Origin of the sequence: Vibrio sp. Of7-15, assembly GCF_022347565.1 — a bacterium.
Classification (GTDB): Bacteria; Pseudomonadota; Gammaproteobacteria; order Enterobacterales; family Vibrionaceae; genus NORP241.
In genome coordinates, this window is record NZ_JAKRGH010000008.1 from 206,869 (window position 1) to 217,422 (window position 10,554).

General features: G+C 37.8%; 15 protein-coding genes and 2 pseudogenes. 2 read left to right on the plus strand and 15 right to left on the minus strand.

Annotated elements, in window-relative coordinates:
- Positions 1 to 113: 113 nt before the first annotated feature.
- From MHO82_RS11505 to MHO82_RS11515, 3 genes and pseudogenes are all read right to left on the minus strand, one after another.
- On the minus strand, positions 114 to 398 hold the full coding sequence (locus MHO82_RS11505) for a hypothetical protein (protein WP_239184093.1): 285 nt from the start codon (positions 396 to 398) through the stop codon (positions 114 to 116).
- A gap of 414 nt (positions 399 to 812) precedes the next feature.
- A pseudogene (locus MHO82_RS11510) lies at positions 813 to 1,038 on the minus strand (replication endonuclease); the annotation flags it as partial.
- Positions 1,039 to 1,387: 349 nt separating this feature from the next.
- Complete coding sequence (locus MHO82_RS11515; protein ID WP_239184094.1) at positions 1,388 to 1,696, minus strand: hypothetical protein; 309 nt, start codon at positions 1,694 to 1,696, stop codon at positions 1,388 to 1,390.
- A gap of 87 nt (positions 1,697 to 1,783) precedes the next feature.
- Between MHO82_RS11515 and MHO82_RS11520 the strand changes: the two are divergent.
- Positions 1,784 to 1,932, plus strand: a pseudogene (locus MHO82_RS11520) (IS4 family transposase); the annotation flags it as partial.
- A gap of 157 nt (positions 1,933 to 2,089) precedes the next feature.
- On the opposite strand, the gene MHO82_RS11525 reads toward MHO82_RS11520, so the two are convergent.
- Complete coding sequence (locus MHO82_RS11525; RefSeq protein ID WP_239184095.1) at positions 2,090 to 2,890, minus strand: hypothetical protein; 801 nt, start codon at positions 2,888 to 2,890, stop codon at positions 2,090 to 2,092.
- A gap of 560 nt (positions 2,891 to 3,450) precedes the next feature.
- Between MHO82_RS11525 and MHO82_RS11530 the strand changes: the two genes are divergently transcribed.
- The gene (locus tag MHO82_RS11530) at positions 3,451 to 4,257 is read left to right on the plus strand and encodes a hypothetical protein (protein ID WP_239184096.1); all 807 of its coding nucleotides are present in this window, start codon (positions 3,451 to 3,453) and stop codon (positions 4,255 to 4,257) included.
- A gap of 186 nt (positions 4,258 to 4,443) precedes the next feature.
- On the opposite strand, the gene MHO82_RS11535 is transcribed toward MHO82_RS11530, so the two are convergent.
- The 11 genes from MHO82_RS11535 to MHO82_RS11585 all read right to left on the minus strand — a co-directional run bounded on the left by MHO82_RS11535 (position 4,444) and on the right by MHO82_RS11585 (position 9,743).
- On the minus strand, positions 4,444 to 5,295 hold the full coding sequence (locus MHO82_RS11535; protein WP_239184097.1) for a hypothetical protein: 852 nt from the start codon (positions 5,293 to 5,295) through the stop codon (positions 4,444 to 4,446).
- A 136-nt stretch (positions 5,296 to 5,431) separates the two neighbouring features.
- A complete protein-coding gene (locus MHO82_RS11540; protein WP_239184098.1) occupies positions 5,432 to 5,929 on the minus strand; it encodes a hypothetical protein in 498 nt (165 codons plus the stop codon).
- A 135-nt stretch (positions 5,930 to 6,064) separates the two neighbouring features.
- Positions 6,065 to 6,475 carry a hypothetical protein gene (locus MHO82_RS11545; RefSeq protein ID WP_239184099.1) on the minus strand — a complete coding sequence of 137 codons (411 nt, stop codon included), beginning with the start codon at positions 6,473 to 6,475 and terminating at the stop codon, positions 6,065 to 6,067.
- 31 nt (positions 6,476 to 6,506) lie between these two features.
- Positions 6,507 to 6,866 carry a Ypar14, super integron cassette gene (locus MHO82_RS11550; RefSeq protein ID WP_239184100.1) on the minus strand — a complete coding sequence of 120 codons (360 nt, stop codon included), beginning with the start codon at positions 6,864 to 6,866 and terminating at the stop codon, positions 6,507 to 6,509.
- A gap of 121 nt (positions 6,867 to 6,987) precedes the next feature.
- Positions 6,988 to 7,293 (minus strand): hypothetical protein, encoded by a 306-nt coding sequence (locus MHO82_RS11555; RefSeq protein ID WP_239184101.1) that lies wholly within the window; start codon positions 7,291 to 7,293, stop codon positions 6,988 to 6,990.
- 27 nt (positions 7,294 to 7,320) lie between these two features.
- Positions 7,321 to 7,446, minus strand: a complete 126-nt coding sequence (locus tag MHO82_RS25880) for a DUF3265 domain-containing protein (protein ID WP_239184109.1) — start codon at positions 7,444 to 7,446, stop codon at positions 7,321 to 7,323.
- Positions 7,427 to 7,774 carry a hypothetical protein gene (locus tag MHO82_RS11565; protein WP_239184102.1) on the minus strand — a complete coding sequence of 116 codons (348 nt, stop codon included), beginning with the start codon at positions 7,772 to 7,774 and terminating at the stop codon, positions 7,427 to 7,429. Before MHO82_RS11565 ends, MHO82_RS25880 begins: the two co-directional genes overlap by 20 nt.
- Before the next feature lie 123 nt (positions 7,775 to 7,897).
- Entirely contained in the window at positions 7,898 to 8,227 is a 330-nt protein-coding gene (locus MHO82_RS11570) for a hypothetical protein (protein WP_239184103.1), read from the minus strand.
- 138 nt (positions 8,228 to 8,365) lie between these two features.
- Positions 8,366 to 8,794: an SRPBCC family protein gene (locus tag MHO82_RS11575; RefSeq protein ID WP_239184104.1), complete on the minus strand. Its 429-nt coding sequence runs from the start codon at positions 8,792 to 8,794 to the stop codon at positions 8,366 to 8,368.
- Positions 8,795 to 8,953: 159 nt separating this feature from the next.
- Positions 8,954 to 9,379, minus strand: a complete 426-nt coding sequence (locus MHO82_RS11580) for a hypothetical protein (RefSeq protein WP_239184105.1) — start codon at positions 9,377 to 9,379, stop codon at positions 8,954 to 8,956.
- A 112-nt stretch (positions 9,380 to 9,491) separates the two neighbouring features.
- Positions 9,492 to 9,743, minus strand: coding sequence for a DUF1040 family protein (locus tag MHO82_RS11585; RefSeq protein WP_239184106.1), 252 nt, complete (start codon positions 9,741 to 9,743; stop codon positions 9,492 to 9,494).
- Between the last annotated feature and the right edge of the window lie 811 nt (positions 9,744 to 10,554).

The following is a 10,554-nucleotide window of genomic DNA, read 5'->3' on the forward strand; positions in this document are numbered from 1 at the left end:
CGCCCTGCTAAGTGGCTGCCAACCAGACCACAAAATCTAAAAAACCACCGTAAACACCAAACCTTGTCAGAACCAAAAATGCCCCACGTTGGCAGTACGTCTTGAGCAGATTGTTAGGCATGCTCTTTTTCGATCGCATCTTTGTGGCTGAATAAAAGATCACTTACCTTTTGTATAGTGCACTCTTGAGGCTCCAACCCCATATGCTTTTCTAGGCTAATAAGTAGATTTATAAGTTTATCCAATCCACCATTTTCGAGAGCTTCTAAAACTTGAGGTACATAAGAACGGTATTCACCCCTAGCCGATACATAACTGTTAATGCCTATTGGATCCCAAATATAAAATAGGACTTCATCAACTCTTCTCTCAAGTTCATCTGGTTTAAATCTATCCATTTCTAGCTCTCATTCTGGTTGCCAAACATTATATATATTATTGAAATACTTACATATTTGTAATTTTAACCGTATATACCGAGTTCAGGCCAAGACAACATATGCGGCCATCGATATGCCCTAATTCTACATACAAATAGGAGGGATTTAAACGACACACACAAAAGCAGAATGAAGCCCAGTAAAAATCCTAGCTATTCTTGTCATAGCCTGCCAATACACTGCGCCTGCTACTTTCGCAGCTTCATCAACACCTTGTATTGGTATGTTGGTTCCCTTCCAACTCAGGAAAGAACGAAAGGTCTGGTTATTGGTATTCATCAGTCTTTGATTGGGCAAAAACCTTGTCCCAACTTTCAAAGTCCATCCAACGTGGGTTGTCATCAAGCTCACGCTTAACTTCAACGAGCGACAAATTTCATCACGGCCTAACTTAGCGCGGATTCGCTGCCATACATTATTAAATGTACGCTTGTGCATCACGTGGACTTGCCCCATTCCAGTGGCTAATGAAGCCGCCTTTCTTGTATGAGTTGTGATATTTAGTAGGCGTGGTTAACGTTGAGAGCAAGCCTTGTAAACCCAGTTCATTACCAATGTTTTCACAACCATGACAACGGGCCATCAACTCATGACGACGATTTGTTAGCTTTTAAACTCATTATCTTGTTCTCGAAACAATTCATTTAAGTAGCTCTTAAATGTTTTAACTACAGACACAACATAAGTATCTTTTATTGATATATGACCAGTTTCTGAAATTTCCAGTCCTGAGTTCGAATCGATATAGCTCTTTATGATTTCATAATTTGGATGTGTATTTTGAAGCATCACTCCATCGCTATGAACGAGGATATTTCGCAGTTTATTAATCTTTATTATTTCTTCCCATTCTTGACTTTCATCGTTAAATGATGAGCAAGATACTTTTTTTATGTAAACTTTAGCCCTCATAATCCCATCGTGTTTAAGGTCCTTAAGTGAAAGACTTAAGTTTTTCTTTTTTTGTGGATGACACACAATTTATTTACAATACTTTCAAATATGGAGTAAACATGTACAAGCACTGAATTTCTCAGAACTGAAGGTAAGTCCGTTTCTATTTCATCATAATCTGAGTAAATTTCGGCATGATAGTATCGCCAACTTTCAGGTTCTATATTTTTAATCACTTGACTCATTGCGGTATCAAGTTTTTCTTTATATAGCCCAAGTGAACTTTCCATTATCGTAATTGAGGTTTCTAATTTATCCATTCGTTCAATGGATTCTCTTTTGAGTTTAAAAAATTCTTCCATATTACTCTCCCATCATCTAAATATTAACTTCTACATATTGCCTTCTTATCTAATGGATTCACCACAAAAACAAAGAATGAAAGCAAAATGCGTAATATTCATATTCTACACAATTCGTTGAAAAATCATTGCCCTAACATTCATAAAAAGAGACCTAAATCACTGATTTATTTACACTAACTTTATTAGGCAACCATCACCAACATCATAAAAGGCTCGACATTTATCGTTGGTACTGCCATCAATTCTGTTCGATTAATCCACAGAGCTAGATATAGCTAGAACTATAAAAGTGGTTAAATTAACACCAAAGGTAGCCCTTTAAGACTCATTTGATTCGGGAAATAAATGGCTCCATCATGCTTTCGTGACAGAGCCAATTTATAAGTGTGATTAATATTCTGTCATGTCTATGTTGTGACCAAAGATGCTTTTTGCCTCTTGTTCTTGCTCTTGTAGCCACTCAGCTCTTTCCTCGTCATCTTGGATATATATACCTAAGTAACGCACCGCTTCAAACCAGAGGTGAGAGCAGAACCAAAAATGGTAGATAGATTGTACCGCAGTCGTTAAAAACAACGATTTTTGGTCAGGGTCATTTGAGAACAAATCAAGTAGTTGCGATTGGTATTGACCCACTTGTTCTTGACCATGTTGGCCACAAGCCCCTCCCACGCGATGCGCCATTAAGCGAAGAACATCGGATGAAAAGCCATATTTTTCAATAATATTGCCGATATGTTCATTTTGATAAACTTCATGATCCATATCATTTTGGAGCAACAATTCTATATAGAGTGGAATGTACTTCTCATCGTGCATACAAAGTGCATATGCTGCACACTCAGCTAGTGGGTTTTCATCATCTTGCCAAAGGTGCGAAGAGTTCGTTTTACACCAATTAATTACATTGAAAATAAAATTTACTGCTTTCGACGACAACATTGGATCATTGGCAAACTTAGTGAATATTACCTCTTCTTCAACGAGGCCTTCTGGTGTCACAACATCAACCCCATAGGTTAAGGAGCCATATTCATTATTCACTGAATATTCAGTCATGTTTTTATTGATTTGATATGAGATATTAACGTAAAAGTCTGCAAGTTCATTCAGAGTAGTAAAAGAGTCGATCTCCTCAACTTCAACCTTAAAATTAATTTCACCATGGGTGTGCGTAATCATTGTTTTCATTTTTATACCCTACTGCTTTAAAAGATGTTTTTCATTCTTTACGCATACAAAAAAGCTTTGTATATTTCAAACCCGAACGTTCTTTAAATAATCGGAGCCCCGACGGAAATAACAAAAACGTTAGCCAACGAGTAGATGCGCTTTCTAGCCTGCCTGATTAAATATCATTGTCAATTTCTACACTCCACCATCTGGGCTTTTTTGAGATATACGAATATTTCCACACAAACAGCCTCCCCTTTATGAGTGTTCAACAACTTCAACCTTGCAATGTCCACCGTATCACCTACCCCAGCAAACATGGCGTAAGATAAAACCTCATCTTATTTGCCATCACAACCCCAAATGACTTTAGATCGCCGTTAAACACTTTACTTTCAAGGAGAAACAGTGAATAACGCCTAAGTAACATGCCAAAATTTATTAGGCTACAATAGCGAACAAAATGAGAGGAACCAAGATTTTCTTGTGAGCCCCCTAAGCCACAAAGAAATATAATCTGCTCTAGAATGGTATTATAACTATCGACAATTACGGATATTACATAGGGTAGGTTACTAATGAACGCGCACTTAGGTAATATCATACGAAAATCAATTAACAGCCTGTTTTGCATATTTATTCTTCTCTTTATGAACCATAGCTATAGCCAAACCGTTATCAATGTCGCTTTAGACACCTTTCCACCAATGTATGAGCCCAATGGTAACGTTGGGTTAACGGCGGACTTACTTAAAGAGATAACCCATCAGTCTGGGATACAGTTTAATATCTCCTCTATGGAATGGAGCCGAGCTAAAACAGAACTTGAACAATCTCGCGTCGACTTAATAGGACATGCCGCACTCTTAAAAGAAGAATTAGATACTATAAAGGTAGATGTATTGGCTCTTAATATCTCTATACCCGTTTATAATGCTATTTTTTCGACGAACCCGACCCTAATTGATATAAATCCGACAACAGCCACACCTGAGAAGTTCTTGCAACTCAGCCAAATAGGTACCCCTTTTGGTGGTAAAGAGTTTCAATCAAAACTGCTTCTTGTGCCTCCCGAAAACTTTCATGAAGCACGTTTGGCGGGATTAGTAAAAATGCTCAGTGCTGAGCGAATAAATGGAGTTTCATTTGAATTCATCTCAGTTATAACTATGGTTCAAAAAATGAATCTACGTGGTATTTATTACCAACACTACCCAACCTCACCGATTCAGGTAGGTTATTTAGTAAGAGATAACAAAGAAGGCAGGGCATTGAAGAAAAAATTAGATGACGTTATTAACCAAATCAATTTGAAAAATTTGTTTGCAACATATTGGTATTATATTAACTTTCACTCTAATGGTAAGGTCCCACTATCTCATTAGAGACAGACTCTAACGAATGATATAAACTACCCCTAAGTTGCAGCGGGCCATAGCAAGTGCATACACGCTAAAAATTGGTGAGACTATATGTATGAGTAACGCTACCAACAAACCCTCCTTAAACACTAAAATCGAATCTAACTCTAAAAATGCCCAAAGTGTTAGGGATCACTCTTCAACAATTTGCTAATTTTCATCTTTTTGAAAAAGAATTCTAACTTTTTGCATAAATGATAAGCTAACCTTAGGTAAATTAAATAAGAAATCTCCTAACAACGTAACATTACGATTTGAAGCCATATTTAAGCATTCTTTTTGAAGATAATCATAATCCCGAGGTTTCATTTTCTTAGATAAGTTCTCTATTATAGGTTGTTGGGCCTCTTCAACTATACAATTATCTGTAGCAAACGAGACAAGTCCGTTAGGGTTACGATTTAGACAAAGCCACTCATTCGTTTCTAGCGCCGCTTTCCCATTATTTTTAGTCGAGATGAAGTCAGAAATCATAATAATATCATCGATATGCCAGTCTTTCTCAATGCATAAACTACCATATCTATTTTGAAAACAGGTAGACCACCCACTGACGATATCGACATCCATATCAAAGCTTTTAACATTGGCATCTTTTGCCGCCAAGTATAATAAAGGAAATAGTTTTGAGTTATCCTCTTCCCTTAATGCATAATCAGTTTGAGAGCTATCCACAGGGAACAGAGCTCTTTGAAGCGGTACATGATCATGAGCGTAATCCTCATTTAGGAATAACCTAATCTTTGTCTGAGCTTTTATTCTTTTTATTTCTTCGACCAAATTATCAAACACTTGCTCGTCATAATTATCAAGAAGCTCAGCTACTTCTTGCATTATTTTTTTGCTTATTGTCAGACTGCGGTCAGGAGCAGAAGGATACCTAACCACATTAAACGCTTTTGCACATAGATAAGAAAAAACAACAGCCTTACTCGTTAGCCTATCATGCCATATGCCAAACAAAAGGTTATTCATTTCTTTAGAGACTTCAATTTTATTCATTATTTTCACTATATTTAAAACTAACGCTCTGCTAAATCGCACTTCCGCTTAACTTTAAAAATCAACCACACTCACAACCAAAGTCGCCGAATATTCTTACTTCTGTTTAAGCTGTTTGTTATGTGCCAAAGCACGATTATCGGAGTAAAGAAAAATATTTATCCAAGGTGATCTCTGCTTCCCAACACTCAAGGACACCTTCACAGGATAAGCCTAATGGGTTCAAAGGAGTGCATGCGCTTTTGATAGGTACTAAGGAGTTTTCAATTTGATATTCAAAAGTGTAATATTCCGTTTTGTATGTGAATTTATCCCCCAATAAACGACCATTCTCATCGTCGTGCCTCATAAAATAACGCGTAATTACGTGGATTTCCTCATCGTTCTCTTCAACTAATTGAGAAACAACATTGGCCATTCCTTCGTAACATTCAAATATTAACTCGGAGAACTTATATTCATTAAAAGTATCAGTCATATTGATAGGACGAAAATATATGTGAGGCCTAAGAATAACACCTTCATTAGAACTAAAAGCCACACTTACTCCACTATGAGGTACTTGTTCATATAAGCTTTTTTTAAGAACCAAATGTTGGTCGAAATATATCACCTCATACAGATCATCATTCATTTATACTACCTCTCCTTCACTTGCTGGCAGATTCAAACTATACACATAACGCCCTACTCTTACGCCAAAAAAATACATTATTTTTCAATAATTAAATGAGCAGCCAACGGTTATGCGTCCGACTTGATTGGCTTGTTATGTGTTTGCCACGAGATAATATAAATTGCCATATTCTCTCGAATCCGATTTCTCTATTTCTTTAGCTTCAACAGCTTCTTGAAACCACAGGTTAATGTGACTTTCTTGAACATTGGGGTATTGACTTTTACGAGCATTAACAAAACCACATAGCCTCCATTCATCGAAACCATCAATACGCCCATTGGGGCCGTAATCAAAATCGACTACATCCTGTTTGCTAATTTCAACCTTACAACCCACGCCGTGGAAAAGGTATTTATACTTACCTCCAAGCATACCTACCTGCTCAATCGGCGGCCCCCAATTGTGAGGCTCGTCAGTATCAAGATACTTCTTTAGCAGTACATTCGCTTCTTCAACTTTATCTTGGAAGTCGGAAATTATTTTTCGCAGCTCAGTATTCATGATTTACTCATAACGCCCTTTGCTATGTGCACTACCCAAATAATGCGACATTGATACTCGGATTGACGTAAACCCTTACACCATATGGAATTGACTCTACGCCATCATACCGTCCACCAAAACACTTTGAAGGTACAAACTCCAAATACTCTCCTGTTTTGTCTTTCTTTCGTAAGACTCCGTCACAATCGATTAACTGCATAGAAAATAATGATGAGTCATTAACTGTATTAATGAGTTCAAATCCAACATCACCATCATATTGATAGATTGTAATGACAAGCTTAACTCCACATTTTTCTACATTATAAACATGAAAAATACCATCAGGCTCTTCTTCAGGAAGAACCTCTAGCACCGTCAATACATCCGTTTCATCCCAAACTAACAAATTAACTCCATGTGCACATAACGTCTACGATAAGGTTTGCCCCTCTGAACCAGCAAAGCGCATAGAAATCCGAACCAAGACCGCTGAGTGTAGCTCATCACCTTGATTGCGTTGTTATATTTTATACGGTTGCTGAGTCACACCAAAACTCCGAGTAACACTCATCCACCCAACATTCTATTCTTATCGTACCAAACTCTTTGCCAGTACCGACCTCTTCAGAGATAAGAACATGCTCAGCGGCCAACAAATAACTAACTGCTTCTGCCAATTCATCAAACCCTGCAAGTTCTACTGAATTATGCTCTTCATCAGTTTCTACTTGCATCCATACTTTCAATAAACCCTGATCTTTTAATCGACTTACTTGAAGATCAGTTAAAAACTCAGGTCGAGCAAATTCAAGAATCTTTCTATATTTGGACATAGATACTCCGAGAAAACATAGCGCCCGCTAAAGGGGGGAACACGCAATAACTAAGCCTCTGCATGGCACTTCAACACAGAAACCACCGCATACCAAAAATGCCACGTGTACTGGATCCCTCTTGAACTGCTTGTTATGTTTCTTTTTTACGATTTAGGTATTGGCTATTAACCTGAACGCCATTAGGTGAAATCCAACCCTCGTTCAGGTATGAGTGATAATATTCTAAAAATTCATCGTGCTCTTCAAATGAATACATTCGACAATTTATATTGTCGAGTAAATCGGTTGTGACTTCGATTACACCATTTTCACGGTAAGTAACTTGATTTACTGTCCAAGAGAAGTAATCGCCTACAACACGATTACTGAATTTAACAGATTCGCCAACTCTTGGAACAGCGGCAAGGCGAATGTTTTTTAGTAAGTGAGCCCACTCCTTTTTACTCGCCAAATAGATATTAAATTCGATGTCTATCAACTCTTTCTCCTGAGCTCATGAAAGTGCATAACGCCAAGCTAAGCCGCCTAAAACATATGGCTATACTTTTGCGAAGCAAAAATGCCACGTGTTGGAGGTCAGTTTGAGCACCTTGTTAAGTGTTTACCAATCGCGCCACTCTTCTGTAACATCCACATCTAACGCGATACCAGCAGAAATAAGAGTTTGAAAAATAAATTCACAGATATCTTCCCGCTGATCTGTCTCAATAATTGAATAGTCACATTTTTCATTAAGTTCATTGAGCGACAAAACTAATATTTTTACCTGCTCCATCGCATTGCTACAAGATATACCATCCTCGATATTAGATGAAAAAGTTAAAAGCAATTTTTCGCAAGTATCTACATCTTTAGGTGTATATTCAGCATCATCTTCGCCTTCAATAAAATCCAACATCCCATCTAGGATTCTTTTCCGTAATTCTTTCATAGTTAACTTTCCCGATTAACACATAACGCCAAATTAAGGTGAACAACGCTAACACCTTACCTAAAGCATTTTGCCATAAAAACTAAACTGGCTTGAAGTGAAAGCACCGAGCGTTGTGAATCACTCTTAAATTTATTGTTATATGTGAGCTTCAAGGTACTGCTTCAAAGACCCCAACAAGAAATCCCAGACCTGCGTTTCCATGAGATTATAGAGTTCCTCTGAACGAATGTTACTTTGCACTAACTTCAATTCTGTCCCAAATGGAGTTTCCGACAAAGAATAGCTAATTACTAAATGATTCTCTGGGGTTCGCTCTGTTCCATGATTATCACTCCAGTATCGATATGAGTAGAATCTAGGCTTTTCCAGAGTTTCAATTGTCCCATGGTCAGTAAACGGGGAACCATTTACTTCACCTTTGTATAAAACTTCAGAGCCAACTTCCCACGTGCTTACAACTTCTTTCAATGGGAAATACTTGGGGATCTCGCGACAACTCGTTAACGCCTCAAAAACCCTGTGTTTTGGAGCATTGATTTCGATTATCTTATCTATTTCAAGCACTTGCTAAAATCCTTTTATTTGCCAATAGCACATAATGCCGCGTTAAGTAGTGAGCAACGCCAACCACCTAACCTAAACTTTTGCACCGTAAAGACTAAAACCAACTTTGAATGCCAAGCGCCAAGCGTTGGTAGTCTGCCTTAAACGCTTATTAGGTGTTTAATCTCTGAAATTAAAGAGTTTTGCTTTCTTTATCCATGGTTCAAGCTTCTCCCTTGAGCCATTATTTATGTGCCAAAAAATAAACGTATAATCCCACTCTTCCGTCAGTACAGCATTCAATTCAGGAATTATAAATTGAGAAAAGTTGGCACTTCCTCTGTCCATTGCTTCTTCATAAGTTGGTAAAAAATCATCGATATTGTCGACTAATTTTGCCTCTCTGTTATCCCAATTGACAACATACATTTCATACTGGCAATGAAGCAATTTCAAAAGGTGATTAAAGCGAGACCACTCACTTTCGGTAACTTCATCTAACTTGTAATACTCACCTCCCCCAAGCCAACCTCCCCACAGAGAAATGAACTCTTTATTGAATTCTGATCTAATTTCATCTTCATTGTTATAGTACTCAGGAATCATGTTTTCCTCGATAAACACCTAACGCCGCCAGAAGCGGACGAAAATAGTTGGCTATAATCGTGTAGCGAAGCGAAACTCAGCCAAATATTTGAGTTCCGACTTAATGGCCTTGTTAAGTGTTTGACTCAGCAACTTTTTGCTTTAAAAACTCTATAAACAAGCCATCCTCGACGTTGAAAAAATCAAAACCAACAGACTCAAAACCATCCTCTGCTTTTTCAACAACCTTACCGAGATTGTTGTTCAAAAAGCTAAATTCCCTTTGCAAGTTATAAATGAGCTGATTGAATCGTAGATCTTCATCTTCTTTCCATAAGGTGCGAACCAAACCTAGTAATTCATCTAATCTTTCGGGATCTCGCAACTTCTCGCTCCTAAGACACTTAACGCCTGCATAACACGTTTGGTACGATGCAGACCTAGCTGAACTTTACTGCCTTAATCACTGAAACTAAAGGCAAACTGACAACGCCGAGTGTAGCAAATCGTGTTGATGCATTTGTTACACGATCTTTGTCAACGCTTCGCTTTAATTGGTAAAGAATTGATTTACCAAGATTTACTGTAAACTGAGTTTAATTAGACTGGCTCAATTAAGCGAGCAAAATATCACTTCAACAACAATAACTGTGAAACGAAATAATCCCTTTTTCTTACACCATTTGTACGATTTGGTTTCAGCCAGTTTGGGGCTGATAAACCAAATACCTTTACCACAATTGGGATTGAAAATGTGGCGAGCAAAACACTGATACAAACTAAAATGAGGCAAAACCATGAACAATTGAAGCCTAAATTGGCTTCTGAAACCCATGAACTTATGGCAATAATGGTCAATTGCCGAACCTGATGAAATGAAAACTAAAAAGGCAACAAAGAAAAAGGCCCCCCCTACTTTCACACCTAAAAAACTAATGGCTCAATCGCTGAACTGAGCCAAAAAACTGCGATCTTAGAGTTCATGTAACGCCCAATTAACGTGTGAGCAGCGCAGCCATTGAACTTAAACACTGCGTCGTAAACACTTAACTCAACCCCAAGTAAGAGCGCCAAGCGTTGCGAATCACTGTTGAATTGTTTGTATGGATAATAACTCACGAATTCGGGTAATGTGAGACCCAGGCTTTAGCTGCAACTAAAGCTTTCCATGTAGTAGTTCGATTGAACGCTGGATC

Excerpts from the sequence above, each read along its gene's own strand:
- MHO82_RS11505 (WP_239184093.1), bottom strand. The coding sequence starts at position 398 with ATGGATAGATTTAAACCAGATGAACTTGAGAGAAGAGTTGATGAAGTC.
- MHO82_RS11515 (WP_239184094.1), bottom strand. The coding sequence starts at position 1,696 with ATGGAAGAATTTTTTAAACTCAAAAGAGAATCCATTGAACGAATGGAT.
- MHO82_RS11525 (WP_239184095.1), bottom strand. The coding sequence starts at position 2,890 with ATGAAAACAATGATTACGCACACCCATGGTGAAATTAATTTTAAGGTT.
- MHO82_RS11530 (WP_239184096.1), top strand. The coding sequence starts at position 3,451 with ATGAACGCGCACTTAGGTAATATCATACGAAAATCAATTAACAGCCTG.
- MHO82_RS11535 (WP_239184097.1), bottom strand. The coding sequence starts at position 5,295 with ATGAATAAAATTGAAGTCTCTAAAGAAATGAATAACCTTTTGTTTGGC.
- MHO82_RS11540 (WP_239184098.1), bottom strand. The coding sequence starts at position 5,929 with ATGAATGATGATCTGTATGAGGTGATATATTTCGACCAACATTTGGTT.
- MHO82_RS11545 (WP_239184099.1), bottom strand. The coding sequence starts at position 6,475 with ATGAATACTGAGCTGCGAAAAATAATTTCCGACTTCCAAGATAAAGTT.
- MHO82_RS11555 (WP_239184101.1), bottom strand. The coding sequence starts at position 7,293 with ATGTCCAAATATAGAAAGATTCTTGAATTTGCTCGACCTGAGTTTTTA.
- MHO82_RS11570 (WP_239184103.1), bottom strand. The coding sequence starts at position 8,227 with ATGAAAGAATTACGGAAAAGAATCCTAGATGGGATGTTGGATTTTATT.
- MHO82_RS11580 (WP_239184105.1), bottom strand. The coding sequence starts at position 9,379 with ATGATTCCTGAGTACTATAACAATGAAGATGAAATTAGATCAGAATTC.